Here is an 18732-nt window from a genome sequence, read left to right as displayed (position 1 = left end):
GTCCGATCGGATCATCGGGCGTCTACGGGGGCCGGTGAACCGGCCCCCTGGGTTGATCAGACGGTGGCCTTCAGCCCGGCGTCCTCGGCGCTCGCCTTCACCAGGCCAGCGGCCTTGTAGGCGTCGGCATCGACGTAACCGGCGATGGCGTACGTGCTGCAAGCAGCGCCGTAGAAATCCATCTTGGCTTCCATCTCGACGCCGTCGAAGCCGCTCACCTGCGCCCACGGCTTGATCATGGGGCCGGTGTTACCGATCAGGCTGCCGTGCTGCAGGGCGGGCGTGCCCTCCTCCTTGTCAGCCAGAAGGAACCAGCTGTCGCCCTTGATCGACTTGTCGACCACGGTCGTCAGCTCGGTGTTGGTGTTCACCTTGCCCAGGGCCGCGAGGTTGGCGGTCGTGATGTTGACCGCCAGAGACTCGTTCTTCGGTCCGACGACCAGGAAGCGGGCGGTGATGCCCGGATCGGTGCCGTCGCGGAGCGTACGCTCGCCCATCAACACCTTGGCCTTGTCGACGTTCTCGGCCGACAGCGTGGAACCGGCGGGCAGCAGGTTCTTGCCGGGGATCAGCGCCTTGGACACCTTGCCCGTCGCGACCTTATAGGCCTCGATGAAGAGCGCGTGGTACACGATCGCGTTCTTCTGAATTGGAATGCGGCGCGAGAGCGAGCGGACCACGCCGGGGAACAGGCCCAGGCCGTCGTTCACGAACGCCTGGCGGGTGATCCGCAGGCCCAGCGCGAACGTCTTCAGCAGCACGTCGAACTCGCCGGTGCCAACGGTGCCGTACTGGATCTCGCCACCCTCGTTGACCAGCTTCAGCACCGGGAAGGTGTCGACGTCGATCGCCTTGTTCGGCAGGAAGTTCGGCAGGTCGCGGCTTTCGGACAGCTTCTCGTAGGTCGGCGTCCGGCTGCCGCCGATGGTAATCAGCGTACGGCCGATGGCACCTCGCAGCGCCTCGCCGAAGTCAGACGTGACGTGGAAGGTGCGGGTGAAGACCTCGTTCGGGTCGTTACGGGCGATCACATGACCGGCAGCGGTCAGGCTCTCCTCCGCCATGTCGCGGATCGAGTGACGCATGTACTCGGTCGCCAGTCCGGTGGGAGCAGTGTTGTTCATGCGGCAGACGATCGACTCGATCATCGCACCGACGCGGTCGCCACGAGTAGCAACATCGTTGCCGGCAGTGGTACCCGGGGTCTGACGACCACGAACTGCGGCGAGGGCCTGCAGCTTGAAGGCGTCGAGCGTCATGCTGACGTCGCCGATCGCGCGGGTCACGACAGCCGGGTCGAGCTGCAGCTCCTGACCGATGGTGTAGATCTCGGCCGAGCGCGCAGCGAAGGCGGTCGGATCGAACGTCACGACGTTCGTCTGCGTGATGCCGGGCTGCTGCTGGACAATCGGCTGATCGCTGCGGGTGATCACGGGCGCATCGGCGACCGGGTTCTGGGGAGCACCCGTCTGGGCGCCGGAGGCAGTCGTGGTCATGTTCTGGGTCTCCAGGGTGTTGTCCGCGCGGTTGGCGGTGATGCCGGCGGCGTCGGCCGCGCGGGTTCCGGTGATCGCCGCGTCCGGCACGTCGTCGGACGCGCTGCGGATGCTGGCCTCGATGATGCCGCAGAGGATGTCGGCCGGCATGTCCGTCGCCGACAGCTCCACGGGGATGATCTCGTGCACGATGCACGTCGGGTAAAGCTCGTTCTCGCCCGCCTCGATCAGCTCGGACCGCTTGTGTCGGTAGCCGAGGGACACGCCGCCGGTGATCCGGTCGGCCACGTCCATGCGATAGCCCTTGACGTCATCGCGCTTGGACAGGCGGATGCTGCGCGCGACCACCTCGCCATCGGTCACCTCGAGCCGGTCAACGCGGCCGAGCAGCGCGCCGGACCAGTGACAGTGGTCACGGTAGAACGGGATGCCGTTTTGCGCATCGACGACGCTGGTGTCGACGCTGTCCGGGGTGATGGTCAGCACCTCCCAGACGATGCGGCGATAGGCCGGATGCCACATGAGGCGCTTCGTGCCGCGCGAGGCCACGGCGTCGAAGCTGAACGCCTCACCGTCCTTGATCTCGACGTTCTCGGGCTCGCCGCCCGTCGCGCCCTCGGCGGCGTCGCCCTCGGCCCGCACGTGCACCGCGCGAGTGAAGACCGGATCGGTCGAGATGAAGCGGTTCACGGCGCGCGTGAACTCCGCCGAACCCGGCTCGATGCCGGACACGCCCATGGCACCGATGATGCCGATGGCGGTCGTCGCCAGCTGCTGGGATCGGGTGATCGTGGTCACTTCGGATGCCTCTTCTTCGCCTGGCGGGCCTGGCGCGGCGTCTGCTCGCCCCCGGTTCCGTCCGTTGCATCCGATTGTACCGTGGCCGAATCTTCCCGTGCGGCGGGCGACTTCGCGGCCGCTTCCGCCTCGGCGAGCGCTCCGCCGAAGCCCTCCGGCAGGAAGCCCTCCAGGCCGAGCGACTTGGCGTAGGCGCGAATTTCGGCGATCGTATCGAGCGTCTTCCGCCAATCCTCGCCACGGTCCGACTTCACCTGGGCGAGGTCGGTCACGCCGGCCTTGAGCTCGATCAGCAGCGCCATGGCGTCCTTGACCGGATCGACGGACGCCGCCTTGGGCAGGCCCCAGTCCATCTTCTCCGGCGCCATCTCAGCCCAGCGGCCCTTCAGATAGCCGAGGAAGGAGAAGAACATCACGACCGGCAGGCACAGCTGTGGGATCAGCACCAGCCACTGGTGCATCTCGACCTGGTCGCGGAACTGGATCGTTCCGGCGCGGAAGCTGGTGTAGCTGACGTCTGACAGGTCGCCGGTCATAAGCTCGTACGGCACGCCGATGCCGGTCGCGATGTCGTGCAGCGTCTGCCGCGCGAACACCTCCAGCCCGCCGCTGGCGATCGGAGACGCGAACGTCGCCTTCTCGCCCGGGTTGAGCCGCTGGACGATGCCGGGCTTGAGGTGCAGCACGGGAGGCGCGCCGGGGCGATCAGGCGCGGACGTCTGTCCCAGCGCCGGGTCGATCGGCATGCCGCCGTTGGCGGGGACGCTGGTCGCCGCGGTCTCGATGAAGCCGGAGAAGCAGGCCTCGACCTGGGCGCGGGTCAGCAGAGCGCGCTCGTAGATGTCCAGCGCTTCCATCCTTGTCCCGGCGATGGCGAGGCCGGGTTCGCCGCGCAGATTGCCGCGCATCGGGTTGGCGATGTGCAGGATCTCGCCGGAACGGCCGTCGAAGATCGGCAGGCGGATCTTCTCGCGCACGCCGACGTCCATCGGGTCCTCGGCGTTCTTCGCGTACGCCCAGACGGCCACCTTGCGACCGCGCTTGTTCACCTCGATGCCGGCGATCACCCGGTTGCCGTTCGGCGCGGTCCAACTCTCGGTCGCAACCTGCTCGGATTCGATCAACTCGAGCTGCAGCGGGATGTCGAGACCGAGCGCGTTCGCCTCGGCGTCGTCGAGGACGTGGAAGCGCAGGAAGCATTCGCCGGCTTCCCAGAACTGCCAATCGACCCGGTGCATCAGGCCGTACCAGTCATGGGTCCCGGTCACGTCGGCCTTGGCGATCCATTTGCGCCATGCCTTCTCCATCGCCTCCTGCGTCCGCTTGTTGTCGGACGAGAAGATCGGCGTGATGCCGTAGCGGACGCTGGCAGCGGCCAGAACGCGCACCGCCGCGCGGGCGTGTGGGTTGTTGCGGACGAGATCACGGCAACTGGCGACCAGCCGCTGGTGCGACGGCGCAAGCAGCGACGTGCCGGAGCCAGCGGTGTGGAAGCGACCGGATCCGCCGAACGGATCGTCGAAGTCGTACGCGCCGCGCAACCGGCCACGACGGTCGTCGACGCCGCGCGTCATCACGTCGCTGCCGACGTCGCCAGGCACGCCCAGCAACGCCGTCTTCGTCGCGGCCCAAGCGCGGGAGAAGAAGCCGGTCTGCGCAGCCATCAGAGATCGACCACGATCTGGACGGCCGAAGGACCGCGATGCACGGGCGCAGCAGTAGCAGCGAGCTCCGCCGAAATGGCCTGATCCAGAGCCAGCATGTCGGCGATCGAGTGGAATACCATCCGACGACCGCCCATGCTGGTTTCACGCACACCCTCCAGCATGCAAGCTCGGAGCTTGGCGCGGTCAGCTTCGGTGTAGCCCATGCTCATCGTGGTCAGTCCCAGGGCATGACTGGCGCGTGCCAGCCGGTTTCGGCGATCCACGGCTCATCCAGCTCGACCTCGACGGGTGCGGGCTTGGGGACCGTGGGTGTCGGTGACGATTGTGACGCAGCGGATCCTTCCCGTGCCGCGAGCGCGGTCAGGGCGCCGTGAAGACGGACTGCCGCGTCGGCGATCGCCGATCCTGGGGCGTTGGCGTCTTCACCTTCGACCGACCGGATGGCGGGAGTGATCGCGCCAACCTGCGCAGCCTGCCAAGCCAGCGACCAGTTGGGGTACATCGACTGGATCGCGCGAAGACCGGCGAGGTTATAGACGAACGTGTCCAAAGGCTCGTTCTTCACGCTCTTGCGGAGATGTTCCCAGACGAGACGCCCCCCCTTCTCGACCTGATCTTCGGCGAGAACGCCGTCGATCCAGTGTCGTCCGATGCCCCGGGGATAGTGGACCGTGCCGGGGCCGGCCTCGGTGCGCAGGTAGGAGGAGATGGTGTCCTTGGCCTCGCGCGTACCGACGTTCCACAGCCGCACATTGGCATCGTTGAACTTCTCAAACGCCTTGGCCGACTGCGCTGCTCCCGCCCACGTGCGCCAGCTCTGGGCCCCGGTTTCGCGCAGGCCCTTCACGGCGAACAGGTGGATCCCGCGAGCGAACAAACGTGCACGATGTCGAGCGACGAACTCGGAAGCCTGGTCCGGGTTGTTGCCGGCATCGATGCAGACGTACATAGGCATGAACGGACGCTTGTCGGCGCGCTGCATCGCATGCTCGATGTAGGGGAGGATGACCCGCTCCCATTCCGACACGTCGCGGGTGTTTGCGGTCGTCTCGCGATAATCGAGGACGTAGACCTCCTCGCCTGCGCCCCAGCCTTTACGGTTCAGGGCGAAGCGCGATCCGGTCCCATCCGCCGAACCGAGCTGCACGTCGATGCCGACGCCCATCATGGCGACGCCCCAAGGCACAACGTATTCCCACTCGCCCGTCTGGTCGTCGATTATCCGGGTTTCCCAGATCTCGCCACGGGCATCGAGGTTGTCCGACGACAGTGCCTGCGACTTCGAATCCGCGTAGGGCAGACCGAGGATCGTGTTCCAGTACGCCCGCCGCTTCGACGGATCGCGGATGACTTCGACGAATTCGTGCGCCATCTCGGCAAGGCTGAACTGCGGACGATAGTACCGTCCGTAGTGCCCTGTCGCGATCCGGTTGGGGACCGGCATCTTCGTGCAAACCTGGCACCGCGCCCGGTCCACACCCCGGTCGCCATATCCGATAGACGGAACCCCCAAGGGCTCACCCCACGGCTGCCACTGGGCAGCGTAATCGCCCGGCGTCTGGTCGCAGGCCTCCCACCGCTCGCGCGGATCCTGCCAAACACCACAGCACTTGAACTTCTTCGTCGCCCGCCAGTGGATCGCGCCGGTACGCAGCATCCGCAGGCGCTCGGTGTTCGTGTGAACGTGCCGGCACTTCGGGCAGACGTAGCCCGCACCGTCGGGCATGAAGTCGCCGCGGGCATCGTCATCGCGCTTGGGGATATGCAGCGACGGCTCACCCGTCCTCTCCGGCTGCCACTCCATAAAGTGGTCATGCCGACATTCGGGATTCTGGCACTGGACGAAAGGCAACCGCTGGTCGCCGGACTTGTAGATCTTGTTGATCGACGGCAGGCCCTTGCCCCGGTCCTCGACCGTCGGCGACGAAACAGCCAGCAGCTTGTAGCTGTGTGCGAATTCGGGCGTCCTGCCCTTCGCGAGCAGGTACGTGTCGCCGTCGCCACCGGCGTTCCCGTGGCCATCGATCTCGTCGAGCAGCAGGTACTGATCGGCCACCATGGTAAAGCCGCCGCGCGCTTCCGTACCGACGGCGCGCATGCGGCCACCGGGGAAGCGCTTGCGGACGTTCGTGTTTCCGCTGGTCCGCGAGGTGTTGATCTTCGGCTTCAGGACGGGCGTCGCCTCGACCATCTGCATGAACTTCTCATCGGTGAACTGGACCGCGTCGGCGATCGTCGGACCGACGTAGAGGATAGGCCCCGGCGCGATGTGCATGACCCAGCCGGCGACCGACTCCATTAGGAACGTCTTGCCGGACTGGGTACAAGCCTGGATGCCGATCTCGCGAACGCCGGGCTCGGTGAACCACAGGAACGGTCCACGCGTAACCTCGAGATCTGCGATGCGGACCTTCGAACCGGGCGACTTCGAAAAGCGACCGTGGCGGCGTTTGCGCTCGGTCCATTCAACGAGGTTCAGCCGTTCCTCGCGGTGAAGCGCCTTACGGGCCGACTTGCGGAACGACAGGCGTGCGCGTTCGGCGCGACGGTCGTACCCCTCGCGGGGATGACGCGCCGACGTCGCGGCCATGATCTCGATGTTCCGCACCGCTTGGGCAACGCGAGGACCGAGGGCGGCGTACGAGGTGACGGTCGCGATCAGGCCCTCCCCTCGATCTCGACACCGCCCAGATACGGATGGCAGTCCTCGCAATTTGGATCGACGTGCTCGGCATTCAAATGCTCGAGCATCTTCTCGACCTCTTCGTCGATGCGGTCGCAGATCGCGTCAGGATCATCGACTATGGCTAGATCTTGCATCAGTTTCGCGCCAAGTCCGCGCAGATGGACCGCGACGTGCGTCGCGTCGTCCTCGTAGACGGCGACCGCCAGTTCGACCTCGATCAGCTTGCGGCGCTTCTCGTCGCGCGAATCCTCGATGATGTCGTTCTTCGCCCGCTCACCACGGATCTTCTCGAACTCGAGCTCACCTTTCGGGTCTGACGCTTCTTCGCGACCGGCGGCCCGCTCACGCGCCTTCACGAAACGGAACACGTCGGGCAGCGTGAAACCCTTGCCATCAACGCTGCGGGTCAGTCCCTCGCGCTCCATGTCGTACACCGTGTCACGATGTACATCGAGCAACTCAGCCAGAGCGGTCGGCGTATGGATGGGCGCAGATCTACGGCGTGAAGTGTCGGAAGGGGGTCGCCCGCGTTCCGACACTTTCACTTTGCGCGGCTTCGGCGCGGGCTTGGCCTTCGCCGCCTTTGCGATCGCGTCTTGCAGGTCGTTCGACACCAATGAAACCCTCGGGATTCTGCGGTTCCGGCTGGATGCACGGGGCCCATGGGGATTGTCGCAGGTGTCGTCCTTCCCGTGCGGCTTTAGGAAGGATCAGGACGCCGAAAGTGTCGGAATGCATTCTTGCGTCGAATTTCGCAGCTTTGGGTCGGGCTAGCGAACACCCCCGCATGTCATAGGTATACCCCCCTGGAAGGACCCGCTCGGCCTGCCTCCCTGTCGGCGTATCAGCAGCGGACAGAGCGCCATCCCCTCCCCACAGGGACGGACGCCCAAGACGGCACGCTCCCTGTCGGATCGATCATCATTTCTGTCGTCACCGCGTCACGCGGTCTGCGCCTGTCGGCACGCGCCTGCTCGCAGTCGCAAGGTGGAGGACTGCACGGTCGAGCCGTGCGTATTGTGGAAATGACAGGGGTTCAGGCAGGCGCGCGGTGGCCGGCCCCGGAGACTGACGATGAAGACGAAGATACAGAAGCAGCAGCGCCGCATCGATACGATGGAAGGTTGGACGCAGGCGGTGCCGCCCCGGGCGGGAGCACCGTTCGTCGCCGTGGACGCTGGTCCCGGTGTGCGGTGGGGAGTGCTGCGCCGACAGCTGGGCGACGGCATCCGCAACGACCTGACTGACTTCACGTTCAACAAGTTGCACCCGGTCGCGGCCGCGCGCGTCGGTGGCGCTGCCGATCCCTGGTCACCGACAGCGACGTACGAGGTCATGCTGCCCCAGGGCGCGCCGTCCGACCTGCTCGACGCCCGCCGCCTGGTCGAGCGGTACGAAGCGGAGTCGTTCCCCGGGATCAAGGATCTGGCAGTCGTCTGCAACTTCACGATCCATCGAACGGACGAGATCCTGACGGCGTGGTCGCGGGTACGGGCATTCGCGCGCAAGGCGTTCTGCGAGGATCGGTCGATGGCGGTGATCGCGGCACTGCACGTCCCTGCCCGCTCGGGCGTCCGACGGGATGCGCACGTACATCTGGTTGCGCCGGCGAGGGAGCTAGGCAGCGGAGGCTACGGCGCCTTCCTGCGCCCGTTCTGCAGCGACGCCGGAGCGGCGATCATCCGGGCGGAATGGGCAGCCTGGTGACGATATGAAGACGGGCGGGGTTGTCTCTCCGCCCGTCTTGTCCATGATGCTGTCGAATCCGAGGGCAGCTATGACACGACAGATCGATGATATGAGATGCCCGTTCTGCGGCAAAAGGGACGTCGAGTACGGACTTGCTCTATGCTCAGGCTGCCATGCCGACATCAGATACGATATGGTGGAGCGTGACAGCGGTAGCCCAGAGGATCTCCAAAAGATCGAGCGCTTCGAGGCGCAGGCTGCGAAGGCGCAACGTGACTTCGACAACACCAGTTGGCCTTTCAACATCTTTGCGCATAAGCGCTTGAGCAAGATCGCTGATGAGATGGAGGGGTTCGCCAAGGAGCTTTCCCGCCGAACGAATGACGGCGTTGATCGCCGACTTCAGCGTGGTGGTACGCCGTCAACCGCAACGTTCACGCGAGGAGATCGATCGATTGACGTCACGGTCGACATACCGTTGAATCCTGACGTGAAGGTCGACTTCGATGTCATCTTGGTCGCTCACAACGGCAAGAAGATGAAAGTCACCGAGGCGGTTAAGAAAGTTACGAAGCTGGGGATGGGAGCGTCGATACGGACCGTGGATTCGGTACCAGCGACGCTGCTGAACGCCGTGTCCATCACCGATGCCGAAGACGCTCGAGCCGTGCTGGAAGCGGCTGGTGCAACCGTTGAGGTTCGCTGAGCAATGTCCAGCTACTTTGCCGACAAGCTGGTCAATGATCCGGACGAACCCACGCTCGACATGTGGTTGGTCGACCAAGCCCTAGTGATGACGTCGGGATACGTGCTCGACTTCTCGGACGCCACGCTCAACGACTTTGTCAGACGCAAGTTCGGCGTCGATCTAACCGCACCGATGTACACACGCGACGGATCCTCCAAGGCAAAGCGACTCCGCGCGTTCCTGCGCTCGCTGGTGCCAGGGGCTCAGGCCGAGGCGCTGCGCGTTTTCTGGAATTATCGGCAGCGCATCACCAATAACGGCATGAACAGCGACCTCGAGCTGCACGTTGAGGACGATTTCCTCGCAATGCTGGATCGTTTGGAAGGCCATGAACCACGCATCGACATGGACGTGGTCGAGGCGTTCAGTGACGATCCCACACTAGCCGAGCTGGTCATGGCCATCCAGCGCGAGATCAAGGCGGATGCGCCACACGCCGCCCTCGATCGTCTGCACACCTACTCAATGAAGAAGTTCGCGGATCTGCTCGCCCGCGATGGCGAGACGGTCAATCACGGAGACGCGCTGCACTCCCGCGCGGGACGGTACATCAACAACTTGCGGCGGGCGGGCCAACTAGGTCAGTATTCCGAGAAGATCGCCAAGTCGGCCGTCCAAGTGATGGAGCAGTTCAACGGCATCAGGAACAACGAGAGCCTCGCGCACGACAACACGATCCTCAGCGTCGACGAGGGCCGCTACGTGTTCGAGTCGGTGACCAGCTTGCTACGCTTCATCAAGTCGCTGGATGGGTCGAAGTTCGGCCGCTGACCGTTAGACGCCGAACATGAAGTGGGCGAACCTGCCGACACGGCCTCGTGCTCGAATGCGTCGGACCCGTTCCGCCTTTGCTGCCAGGCCCTCGCGGTACGCGATCTGGTCAGGTCGAGGCGGATCTCCCACAATCGACACCCTCGGGCCGTGGAGACCGGCACGCACCTCGGCGTGAAAGGCAGTCAGCTCGGCATGCTGTTCGCGCTTCATGTCCGCCGCAGCAAGGAGCCGCTTTCGCCGAAAATCGACATGCACAACGATCACGCTCGTGCCTCCGCCCATCGCGCCGCCAGCCGCAGCTTCGTCATCGCATCCACGTCTGGACAGCTCAGCACGTAGCGCAGCAGGTGCTGGCTCCACTCACAGGCCAATCCTAGACGCAGGGCGACTGCCACGAAATCGTCGAGCCCAAGTGTGCCGCTAAACAACACATCCGGCGTGGCGAATCCGTTGCGACTGCGCTCATCACCATCCCACCATAGAAGGGACGGTGTGTTGGAAGCGCCGTCATAGGAAGGCACAACGATCAACTCGCCGTTGTTGAGCGGGTGGGTAATCCTCACCGCTTCTGGCGGGAATGTCTCGAACGCCAACGACCTCAGCGCCTTTTTGGCTCGCTCGCCGATTATGGAGCCGGCGGAGGATCCCATTCCGACGCGCTCAACCACCTCGAACGACACCAGTCGCTCATGTCCGAACGTGCGGATCGGCCAAGCAACTTTCACTCGATGACACAGGGGTCGGTCTTTCGGCGCCGGACGAAGCGCGATTAACGCGCTCAGTGTCGTAATCACGCCTTCGCCTCCGCCCATCGCGCCGCGAGGCGCAGCTTCGTCATCGCGTCGACGCGATCGCTGGCGAGCAACAGCGGCCTGATGCGGGCGCACCACTCCGCGAGCGTGGTCTCTGCCTCCGCCAAGCCGACAAGGTCGAAGCTGAAGGCACCGTTGAGGATCGTCACGCCGTCCCACGAAACGAAGATCGAGCCTGGTGTGTCAAGGAACATCCAGCGGATGGAGGGCCGATCATACATCATGAGCGCCGTCACCGAATGCATCACGCCGCCCTCCGCAGCTGCTCGCCCGGCTGCCACGTCCGCCGTCCCGGCACGTGCCGCGGCGCGTCGCCGGCGATGCACTCCACCAGAACCAGCGCGCCGGTCGCGTCGCCGTCGTTCACCTCGTACGGGCACACGACCATGAACCGGCCGGTGCGGCTGGTGACGAGCGCGCCGGGGAGAAGCGGGCGGTTGTAGACCGGCGAACCGCCGATCGTATCGACGATGGCGAGGTTCTCATCGACAAAGATGATCATGCGTGGCCCTTCCAGAACCGTGAATTTGGATACGCTGCAGCGAGACGCATTTGCACCATGCCGTCGAGTTGCGACCTCATGATTGTGTGCGCCCGGCGAGTGATCTCGGCCCATACGTGGCGGCGGTTGATGACCAGATCGCCCTCCCACCACAGCTTCATCTGGATCTCGGTCGTCAACTCGCCAAGGATCCGGCTGATGACAGACATTCCCAGCGCCTCGACGATCATGGGGAACTCGCTCGGATCGAGCTCATCCGCTAACGACTCCTCGACCCAGGTGATCTCCGGTTCGCGCACGCGACGCATGCGGGGCATGCCATTCAAGACGCGACGTGCCTTGCTGAACGCGCCATTCTCCCTCGCGCGCGCCTTCTTGTCGGAGGCGCGCCGCTGCGTACGGTTGACCACCTGCGGCTGTGTGTAGTTCACGACCGCACCGCCCGCGACAGCTCGCGATCCACGCGCATCGCCACCGCCGCCCGGATGCGCGGCTGGGCGAACCCGCCGACGTCGTCGCGGAAGTGGAGGTTCTCGCCGAAGCGGACGCGCTGGAGGAACAGCAGCAACGGCGTACCGAGGCGTCCGGATCCGTTGCGCTGAAAAACGCCCGCACTGGTCAGGTAGGTGCGGGGCAGCTTCAGCACGCGGCGGACGGCGTTGCGGCCGGCACCGCCCAGCTGGTCGCGTACCTTCTCGGCGACCGGCACGACGATGGCGTTGCTGCCGGATCCACGCGATGCGCCGGCATTGCCCTTGTTCAGCTCGCCGCCGTACTCCTGCGCGGCGAGATACTTCGCGCGCTGGTCGCTGATCTTCACGACAGCCTCGGGCGTCGCCTGCGTCGCGGCGGCACGGTCGACCTGGACGCCGCGCGCGGTGAAGGTGCTCGGCCGGTCGAGGCGGCGGGGCAGCTGGCCCTTCTCGAAGCGCATCGCGCCGAACGCGAGGTCGTTGAGCCCGCGCCCCGTGCCGCGATGGAGCGCGGGGCCGACGCGTCCGAGGCTGCGCAATGCGCGGCGGGCGTCGATCTGGATCAGCGGTGCGGCCATTGCATGGTCCTTGCGTTAACTTATTGTCCTGATGTTATAGCCCGGCGGCGTTGCGGTAAATCCCCCCCTCGAACATGTCGCGCACTTTTCTGGACGACGGCAACGAGGTCGCGACACTTCGCCGAAGACGCGATCCGCAAAGACCGGTGCCTCAGCGGATTGACGAGGTGGCTGTAGCACCCCACGGTCGTCCTCTACGAAATCGCAGCGTAGCGGACGTTTCCGATGTTGACGGACCGGGACGGGCTCAGCACACTGCACTGTACCGATCATCAGCTGACCTTACACGTCACTGAGCCCGTCCCGGTCCTGATCTTCCAGACCGACACCGCTTCGTATATGTACCCATACACAGGCAGGAGGCGTCAGCCTCTCCTGCCTGTGTATGTATATACATACGGAAAACACTAGACACTAAACACCGCCGTAATCATCCCGCCAAGACGGCAAAAACTCCGACGGCGCTTGGCTTTTTAGCGAGTTCCCCGGCCTGTTGTGACCGTCTAGTGAAGCACGGCACTAAGGTTAGTTTCACTAGACCGCGCTGAGCTGGCGTGACGCCAGAATCTCATACTTTGCGGGCGTTTCGAGCGGTCATCGAGGTCAACATCAAAAACTAAGGTTAGCGTCTAGTGCGCTAGACTGCTCGCGGACCCGTCGAAACGCTAGACATCCTACCCCCATCCATTGGCTACGGTCCTCCGTATTTGATGTTGTCCTGATATGGTCGTCAATGGAGGGGCTTGTCATCAGCCCGGATCCGATCCACCATGGTTCCACAAACGTTCCGCACGAGGCGGCGCGTCGGGGACCGACTGCTTGTATCAGCGCATCAACAAGATGGGCGCGACGCCCGCCACCGCCGACGACGGCGCACCGACGGCCGAAGAACTGATCGCCGCCTACGACGTGCCCGCGCACCGACACGCCGCTGTGAGACGGGAACTCGCGGCCTATGGTCGCCGACGCGATCTGACCGGCGGGATCCTGGGCTCGATCAAAGTCAGCGCCTCTCGTGAAGGCGGACGCGGCTTGAAGGATCGCCTGCGCCGCATGGCCGGGCCGGTCGGCGTCGCCAGCCTGATCGACAGTGGTCGCGCGATGCTGGTCGTCAACGAAGCCGGCGTGCCAGGCGCGCTCGCAATCGGCGCCATGCTGATGACGGCCAGTACGTCGCGAAAGCTCGACGGCTATGACACGGTCTCGCTACGGTGCCTGGGGCAGCAGGTGATAGACAGCTGCCTAGCAGGAACGGAGGAGGCCGAAGTTGATCGTGACGCGGCGCACACCTACGCGACGCTGATCGACTGCCTGCTGCGCGACGGGTCCGGTGACGACGAGGATCGCGAGACGCTGGCCTCTTTCGAGGCGATGACCCACTTGGCGTCCATCGATCACCGCATGGCCGCGCATTTTCTGCTCAAGGTCGTCGAACGCGTCGAGGCGGATGGCCCTTGGGTCGACACCGCGCCTGACGCCGAGACCGACATCGTCGATCGCATTTTCCTCCAGCTCGAACTGAGCGGCCTGCTCGACCAGCTAGCCGCCGATCCTGTCGTCCTCGCCTCGATCAACCAGCGTCGGGAGGATCAGCGCGCTTGGCGCGCCGCCAAGCGCCTCGCCGACCGCGATGCCGCTGCGGCCCTCGAGCCGTCGCCGCTCCTTCCCGGACTCTGCTGAAGAAAACGACGATCCTGTTCGAAGGGGTTGTTGCCTACAGGCAACATTGTGCCTATATTGATGGGACGGGGAACGAGGGCGCGACGATGACTTTTCATGACAAGGATCTGCAGGCCAAGGCGGACGAGGCGAGCGGCCCCAAGCCGCCGCAGGGTGTGACGTTCGCCTTTCACAGCCCGGACGACGAAGACGGGCCGATCGCGATGCCGGAGGAGCGCGAAGAGCGCATGACGGTGGCGGGCTTGCTGTGCCGCACCGGACTGACGATCATCTTCGGCAAGGGCAGCTCGCTGAAGACGTGGTTCGCCCTTTCCACCGCCGTTCACGTCGCGGCGGTGGGACCCAAGGCCCCCTCCCATATATACGACCCGCGCACCGGACTCGAGATCACCCGGCGCGGCCGCGTGACGATCTACACGGCCGAGGACACCTACGAGCGCGTCGACCGGCGCATCTGGTCGATCATCGTCAACGACCTCGGCATGGATCCGGACGGTGAGGACGCGAAGGCGACACGCAAGCGCATCCGCGTCATCGCGCCGTTGAGCATGACGCTGGCACAGTTCCCCTTCCGCAACGCCTATCTATTCGATGACGAGGGCGAGAGCCGCAAGTTCGACGTGAACCAAAAGGGTGCGGCGATCGTCGCCGACATCGAGCGCCACAATTCCGGTCGCGCAGCCGACGATCCGGAGCGCCACGTTCTGCTGATCGTGGATTCGATCACGACCACCGGCGGCATGGAGCTGACCGACAACCTGCTCTCCACCGTCTATGCCTGGTTCTTCAACCAGCGCTCGATCGCAGGCGATTTCGCCGTCCTCGCCATCGCGCACTCGGTGAAGTCGGCCAAGCCGGACAAGCTGGATCCGGAAGAAGCACGCGCTGAGCGCCTCGCCGGTGGCTTCGCATGGTCGACCAACGTCCGCGCCACCATCGAGGTGCGCAGACCGATGCAGCAGAGCTACGTCAAGGTCCGCAGCAAGATCGTAGCGGACGAGTGGTGGGAGTCGCAGGGCCTTCCGGAAGAGCATTCGCGCGCGATCGTAGTGCAGGTCGCCAAGGAGAACGTCGGCGGCATGCCGGACACCAAGATGTGGTTCTCGCCCCGTCGTGTCGGTGCGGGCGCGTTCCACGACGTCACCAGTCTGATGCGGCACAAGCCGCGCAGCTTCGTCCAGTACCTCGAATGGAGCGCTCAGGCTTCAGCGGCAGTCTCGAACGGAGCGATCAGCGACGCACCTGTCGCAGCGCCTTCGAACGTCGATAGGTCACTCGCCTTGGCACTCGTGCTCAAGATTGCGACGCACATCACCACGGTCGAGAAGAAGCCGATCACGGCGAACATGGTACAGAACCGCCTGAAGGACGAATTTTGGAAGAAGGACACGCCGGCGCTGGTCGGGCTGAAGCCGGCGAAGGGCGGCATCGCCGATAACGGTACCAGGGGTGGGAAGGAAATCGAGGGCACGTCCCGCTGGCTGCTCGATCGCCTTGTCGCTGACGGGGTGATGATCAGCGTCGGCCGATCGGAATACGCGATCAACCCCGCGTTCGGTGCCGAAGACGAGGAGGACGGGCAGTGAACAGCATCGATCCGCAGGCCCACGAGGCGGCCGACCTGATGGCCCGCGTCCGCAGCGCCATGAAGGATCAGAACGTCAACCAGTCTGAACTGGCACGCCGCTGCGGCTTCTCGCGCGCTTACATTTCGCGGCTGTTCAGCAGCGGCGATGACCGCCGCGAAGCGACGCTTCCGACGGCACTGCTCCTCGCCCATAAGTTGGGCGTGGTGAGGATCATCGGCGAGGAAGGCGGACGATAGCCGTCCCGCGATCAAGCTACACCCGTCCGGCGTGAAGAGGGTCGGAATCCTCCCCTGACATCAGTCGGAGGATGAAAGATGGACGAAGGCAAGCCGATCGCGATCGCGGCGATCGAGGAGACGGTGGACGGGCTGTACGGAGCGGCCGACATGGGTGGCGGCGTGACGATGTGGTGCCGCCGCAAGGAGGTTCTGGAACGGCACGAGCGGCGCGCGGACGGTCATTGGCGACCGATGCTTTTCGAGGACGTGCAGCGGCTTCACGCCGTCGGCGCCATCGACCGGGGCGTGATGGACTGGATGGAGGTCCGGCTGCTGAGATGATGCGCTGGCAGGGGCCGCGCTCGGTCCTCGTCCCCTCGGCCATCGTCCTGATCGCCGCCGCCGCGACCGGCGTGACGATCCGCACACGATATCCGACCAGCACGTCCGTCGCAGCCGAGATAGACCGGCAGGCATGGGCTCGGATCAGGACCTCGGTGTCGGATAGTCCCGTAAGCGGGGTCACTTCCTTCCATATGGTTGCCGATAAGCAACAGGTCGTGAACGGAAGAACGAAGCGCGAATCTCCTGTCGACAGATCTCGAAAAATGGACCCATCATCTTCGAGAGGTCCTGCCGCGAGGTCGGTCCGCCGGATGCCAACGCCAGAGTAGAATCGAAGCCATGTCGTACCATTTCCCGCCCCGTCAGATGCGCGCTCCGGCTGCCGCCTACTACTGCGGCGTGAGCGAGAACGCCTTCCTCGATCGCGTGAAGGCCGGCATCTATCCGGCCGGAATCCGCGATGGTGGCTGCCGCGTCTGGCTTCGCGACGACCTCGACGCGATGATCGACCGTCAGCACGGCGTCGTCGACGGCGATGCGGCCAACGATCGCGATCGTGATGCTGCGGATCCGTTCGCGGCCCGGTTCAGCAAGGCGAGCTGACGTGGCGGACGCCACCCTTCCGTACACCATGACGATCCGGAAGACCGGTGGGCGCAAAGGCACCCGCGAGCTTTGGTATTTCCGTCACGCCAGCCTTCCCGGCCCACCTACTCGCCTGCCCGGTTTGCCGGGTGAGCCGGCGTTCAATCGCCTGTACGAGCAGCTCAAGGCCCAGGTCGAGAAGACGACCATCGCGGCGAAGCAGGCTGCCGACGAAACCTCGATCCGGTCCCTGGTCAATCTGTACCGCGCGTCGGACGAATGGACGCAGCTGAGCGCGAAGACACGCACCGACTATGGCCGCGAACTCGACCGGCTGTGTGACATGGTCGGCGATCTCCCATATTCCCGCCTAACCTCCGCAGGCGTCCGCGCGCTCCGCAAGCAGGTCAAGGCCGCGACCGTCGCGTCACGACAGGCGGCGATCGATGCCCGTGCCGCGCGCGATGCCGCCGCCGACGACGCCTGGGAAGCGCGTGTGGCTCGTCTGCGCGCCAAGGACAAACCGATCCCGGAAAGGCCCAAGAACAAGCGCAAGCCACCCGCACCGATCACCGAGACCACGGGCGCGCGAACCGCCGATTATTTCAAGTCGGTCGTATCCACGCTCATGGAATGGTCGATCAATCAGGAACTGGTGACGGTCAACGCCGCTTTCGGCGTGAAGAAGCTGCATCGGAAGAAGAACGTCGACGGCCGCAAGCCGTGGACCGAGCATCAGATCCAGCATGCGATCGATCACGGACCCCGCCACATCCGCGATGGCGTGATCCTCGGCGCGTACACCGGCCAGCGACTGCGTACCTGCTGCAACATGACGAAGGCGCAGTGTGTCGGCCCCATGGTGCGGATCCGACAGGAGAAGACCGGCAACCTGGTCGACGTCGTCGCCACCGGTCCCCTGGTCAACTTGGTCGCGCGTCGCCGGGGATCCAACGACGATGACGACGCCGCGCAGCTGCTCCTGCAGGACGACGGCAGCCCCTACTCCGAACGTCTCTACAGCGACCATCTACGGAGCTGGCTGGACGATCAGGGCTGGACCGATGTGAGCTTCCACGGCCTGCGCTACAGCGCCGCCGGTACGCTCAACGAGGCGGGAGCGACGGTGGCGACGATCACGTCGATCATCGGTCACAGCACCTACCAGATGGCGCTCAAGTACCTGTCGGCGCGGGAGGAGCAGCAGAGAGCGGCGGCGCTGATGGGGGAAGCGGCCAAGCGAAGGGAAAGCGAAGAATGAGCGACGACATGGTCTGGCATCCGTGGGCCACGCTGGTCGACGATCTCGATATCTTCTCACCGAATCTCTGCAAGCAGAGCAACGCCGTCGACGTCACCGGGCTCGGAACCTGGGTGAGGCTGAACAGCGCAAGCAATCAGGCGTTCGCGCTCGTGGTCCAGCGACGTGACGACGGCTCGCATTGGCGCAGCTGGTGTACACTGGATCAGGCCCTGCCCTACATCGCCAGAATCCTGCGGGCGCATCCATCCGGGCGCGAGCAGGTCCTTTCAGACATGTCGCGCCTCCTCGGGCCGCTGACGGTGATGCGGTTCTCGGCCAGCATGCGAGCGGGTGACGTATGATCGAGGAGGATCGCTGGGAGGAGAACAATCTGTTCGGTGGCCATTCGTTCGAGGGCGTCGACATGGAGGCCTTGCGCATGGGCCACTCAGGCTACACCTACTTCGCAGGCGGAGACGTCATCGCGATTATCATCGAACCGGTGCCGTTCGACGAGAGCGGTCCCAAAGCAAAGGTCATCGAGCGCCGATCACCCACTTCGCACTGGCAAGCATGGTGTTCGATTAGCGAAGCACTGCCCTTCATCGCGCGTGCGCTCGGCTCCTCGGCGAACGAAGAATCGAAGCGGACCACGATCGATGCCCTCTCCAGGTACTTGGATACGCTGGCTTTGCTGAGGTTCGCCGCAACCCTCGGCTGAGAGTGAGTGCAAACGGTTTGGCCGAGGTGCAAACGGTCGTTGCAAAAGCCAATGGATGCAGGCATGTTAACACGCTGTTGGACGTGGCCCGCCTGACTCTTAATCAGCGGGTCCTTGGTTCGAGCCCA

21 protein-coding genes are annotated in these 18732 nt (G+C 64.6%); 11 read left to right on the top strand and 10 right to left on the bottom strand.

The window, feature by feature from the left end; all coding sequences use genetic code 11:
• Positions 1 to 56 precede the first annotated feature (56 nt).
• From ACZ1JS_RS05425 to ACZ1JS_RS05405, 5 genes are all read right to left on the bottom strand, one after another.
• Positions 57 to 2294, bottom strand: coding sequence for a phage major capsid protein (locus ACZ1JS_RS05425; protein WP_465168052.1), 2238 nt, complete (start codon positions 2292 to 2294; stop codon positions 57 to 59).
• On the bottom strand, positions 2291 to 3835 hold the full coding sequence (locus ACZ1JS_RS05420; protein ID WP_465168051.1) for a phage portal protein: 1545 nt from the start codon (positions 3833 to 3835) through the stop codon (positions 2291 to 2293). Before ACZ1JS_RS05420 ends, ACZ1JS_RS05425 begins: the two co-directional genes overlap by 4 nt.
• Before the next feature lie 122 nt (positions 3836 to 3957).
• Positions 3958 to 4170 (bottom strand): phage head-tail joining protein, encoded by a 213-nt coding sequence (locus ACZ1JS_RS05415; RefSeq protein ID WP_261268033.1) that lies wholly within the window; start codon positions 4168 to 4170, stop codon positions 3958 to 3960.
• A gap of 5 nt (positions 4171 to 4175) precedes the next feature.
• On the bottom strand, positions 4176 to 6551 hold the full coding sequence (locus ACZ1JS_RS05410) for a terminase gpA endonuclease subunit (protein WP_465168050.1): 2376 nt from the start codon (positions 6549 to 6551) through the stop codon (positions 4176 to 4178).
• Positions 6552 to 6619: 68 nt separating this feature from the next.
• A complete protein-coding gene (locus tag ACZ1JS_RS05405; protein WP_261268035.1) occupies positions 6620 to 7261 on the bottom strand; it encodes a hypothetical protein in 642 nt (213 codons plus the stop codon).
• A 460-nt stretch (positions 7262 to 7721) separates the two neighbouring features.
• Between ACZ1JS_RS05405 and ACZ1JS_RS05400 the strand changes: the two genes are divergently transcribed.
• From ACZ1JS_RS05400 to ACZ1JS_RS05390, 3 genes are all read left to right on the top strand, one after another.
• Positions 7722 to 8354: a hypothetical protein gene (locus ACZ1JS_RS05400; RefSeq protein ID WP_465168049.1), complete on the top strand. Its 633-nt coding sequence runs from the start codon at positions 7722 to 7724 to the stop codon at positions 8352 to 8354.
• Positions 8355 to 8424: 70 nt separating this feature from the next.
• Entirely contained in the window at positions 8425 to 9042 is a 618-nt protein-coding gene (locus ACZ1JS_RS05395) for a ribosomal protein L7/L12 (RefSeq protein ID WP_465168048.1), read from the top strand.
• 3 nt (positions 9043 to 9045) lie between these two features.
• Entirely contained in the window at positions 9046 to 9855 is an 810-nt protein-coding gene (locus tag ACZ1JS_RS05390) for an abortive infection family protein (protein ID WP_465168047.1), read from the top strand.
• A 263-nt stretch (positions 9856 to 10118) separates the two neighbouring features.
• Here ACZ1JS_RS05390 and ACZ1JS_RS05385 read toward each other — a convergent pair whose 3' ends face one another.
• From ACZ1JS_RS05385 to ACZ1JS_RS05365, 5 genes are read right to left on the bottom strand one after another with little or no spacing between them, the layout of a single operon-like run.
• The gene (locus ACZ1JS_RS05385) at positions 10119 to 10652 is read right to left on the bottom strand and encodes a hypothetical protein (protein WP_465168046.1); all 534 of its coding nucleotides are present in this window, start codon (positions 10650 to 10652) and stop codon (positions 10119 to 10121) included.
• Complete coding sequence (locus ACZ1JS_RS05380) at positions 10649 to 10918, bottom strand: hypothetical protein (protein ID WP_465168045.1); 270 nt, start codon at positions 10916 to 10918, stop codon at positions 10649 to 10651. Before ACZ1JS_RS05380 ends, ACZ1JS_RS05385 begins: the two co-directional genes overlap by 4 nt.
• The gene (locus ACZ1JS_RS05375; RefSeq protein WP_465168044.1) at positions 10915 to 11172 is read right to left on the bottom strand and encodes a hypothetical protein; all 258 of its coding nucleotides are present in this window, start codon (positions 11170 to 11172) and stop codon (positions 10915 to 10917) included. The genes ACZ1JS_RS05380 and ACZ1JS_RS05375 overlap by 4 nt, the downstream gene beginning before the upstream one ends.
• Positions 11169 to 11603 carry a hypothetical protein gene (locus ACZ1JS_RS05370; protein WP_465168043.1) on the bottom strand — a complete coding sequence of 145 codons (435 nt, stop codon included), beginning with the start codon at positions 11601 to 11603 and terminating at the stop codon, positions 11169 to 11171. Before ACZ1JS_RS05370 ends, ACZ1JS_RS05375 begins: the two co-directional genes overlap by 4 nt.
• On the bottom strand, positions 11600 to 12223 hold the full coding sequence (locus tag ACZ1JS_RS05365) for a hypothetical protein (RefSeq protein WP_465168042.1): 624 nt from the start codon (positions 12221 to 12223) through the stop codon (positions 11600 to 11602). The genes ACZ1JS_RS05370 and ACZ1JS_RS05365 overlap by 4 nt, the downstream gene beginning before the upstream one ends.
• Before the next feature lie 819 nt (positions 12224 to 13042).
• Here ACZ1JS_RS05365 and ACZ1JS_RS05360 point away from each other — a divergent pair.
• The 8 genes from ACZ1JS_RS05360 to ACZ1JS_RS05325 all read left to right on the top strand — a co-directional run bounded on the left by ACZ1JS_RS05360 (position 13043) and on the right by ACZ1JS_RS05325 (position 18604).
• Complete coding sequence (locus ACZ1JS_RS05360; protein ID WP_465168041.1) at positions 13043 to 13903, top strand: hypothetical protein; 861 nt, start codon at positions 13043 to 13045, stop codon at positions 13901 to 13903.
• Positions 13822 to 15489, top strand: a complete 1668-nt coding sequence (locus ACZ1JS_RS05355) for an AAA family ATPase (protein ID WP_465168040.1) — start codon at positions 13822 to 13824, stop codon at positions 15487 to 15489. The genes ACZ1JS_RS05360 and ACZ1JS_RS05355 overlap by 82 nt, the downstream gene beginning before the upstream one ends.
• Entirely contained in the window at positions 15486 to 15728 is a 243-nt protein-coding gene (locus tag ACZ1JS_RS05350) for a helix-turn-helix domain-containing protein (protein ID WP_465168039.1), read from the top strand. The genes ACZ1JS_RS05355 and ACZ1JS_RS05350 overlap by 4 nt, the downstream gene beginning before the upstream one ends.
• 78 nt (positions 15729 to 15806) lie before the next feature.
• The gene (locus ACZ1JS_RS05345) at positions 15807 to 16052 is read left to right on the top strand and encodes a hypothetical protein (RefSeq protein ID WP_465168038.1); all 246 of its coding nucleotides are present in this window, start codon (positions 15807 to 15809) and stop codon (positions 16050 to 16052) included.
• A 342-nt stretch (positions 16053 to 16394) separates the two neighbouring features.
• The gene (locus ACZ1JS_RS05340; protein ID WP_261268047.1) at positions 16395 to 16658 is read left to right on the top strand and encodes a helix-turn-helix transcriptional regulator; all 264 of its coding nucleotides are present in this window, start codon (positions 16395 to 16397) and stop codon (positions 16656 to 16658) included.
• A gap of 1 nt (position 16659) precedes the next feature.
• Positions 16660 to 17901: a tyrosine-type recombinase/integrase gene (locus ACZ1JS_RS05335; RefSeq protein ID WP_465168037.1), complete on the top strand. Its 1242-nt coding sequence runs from the start codon at positions 16660 to 16662 to the stop codon at positions 17899 to 17901.
• Positions 17898 to 18245, top strand: coding sequence for a hypothetical protein (locus tag ACZ1JS_RS05330; RefSeq protein ID WP_465168036.1), 348 nt, complete (start codon positions 17898 to 17900; stop codon positions 18243 to 18245). Before ACZ1JS_RS05335 ends, ACZ1JS_RS05330 begins: the two co-directional genes overlap by 4 nt.
• A complete protein-coding gene (locus ACZ1JS_RS05325) occupies positions 18242 to 18604 on the top strand; it encodes a hypothetical protein (protein ID WP_465168035.1) in 363 nt (120 codons plus the stop codon). Before ACZ1JS_RS05330 ends, ACZ1JS_RS05325 begins: the two co-directional genes overlap by 4 nt.
• Positions 18605 to 18732: the final 128 nt, after the last annotated feature.

The organism is Sphingomonas sp. BL-S-05 (assembly GCF_055521695.1).
Note: the sequence above shows the minus strand (reverse complement) of the source record. Positions and strands in the feature narration are given on the sequence as shown.